2 rRNA genes are annotated in these 689 nt (G+C 62.4%); both read left to right on the forward strand.

Annotated features, from left to right (window positions below):
* A 23S ribosomal RNA gene (locus IO24_RS0140020) occupies positions 1-77 on the forward strand; the annotation flags it as partial.
* A 105-nt stretch (positions 78-182) separates the two neighbouring features.
* Positions 183-299, forward strand: a 5S ribosomal RNA gene (rrf, locus tag IO24_RS0140025).
* Positions 300-689: the final 390 nt, after the last annotated feature.

Raw genomic sequence — 689 nt, forward strand, 5'->3', positions numbered from 1 at the left:
CTGGGTTGATAGGCCGGATATGGAAGCACGGTAACGTGTGGAGTTGACCGGTACTAATAGGCCGAGGGCTTGTCCTCAGTTGCTCGCGTCCACTGTGTTAGTTCTGAGACAACGAACAGTTGTCGGCTTTGAGCAGAACAGACAATAGAAGAGTGTGCTTGTTCGCTCGAAACCATTAGGGTTTCGGTGGTTATAGCGTAGGGGAAACGCCCGGTTACATTTCGAACCCGGAAGCTAAGCCTTACAGCGCCGATGGTACTGCAGGGGGGACCCTGTGGGAGAGTAGGACGCCGCCGAACAATCTTTGGAAGGACCCTTGGTCCCAGCGTTCAGCTGGGACCAAGGGTCCTTTTTGTTTTTGCAGTGCGCACCGGGCAGCCGGCTGCGCGAGAATGACTTGCGGTACCTAAGACAGGAGTCACCATGTCCACCAACTCTCCCGACGACCGACCGGAGCGCGACCAGCGGCGACGGGAGGGGGACCGGAACGACCGTGGCGGTCAGCGCGGGGGCCGCGGAGACCGTGGAGGTTTCAGCCGCGACAACGACCGTGGCGGCAACGACCGTCCGGGTCACGGCCGTCGTGAAGGCGACCGTGGTGACCGCCCCGCCCCCCGGCGTGACGACCGTGGTGACCGCCCCGGCTTCCGTCGAGACGACCGTGGTGAGCGTCGAGACGACCGGGACCG

Source organism: Streptomyces flavovariabilis (assembly GCF_000725785.1).
GTDB classification, from domain to species: Bacteria; Actinomycetota; Actinomycetes; order Streptomycetales; family Streptomycetaceae; genus Streptomyces; species Streptomyces hawaiiensis.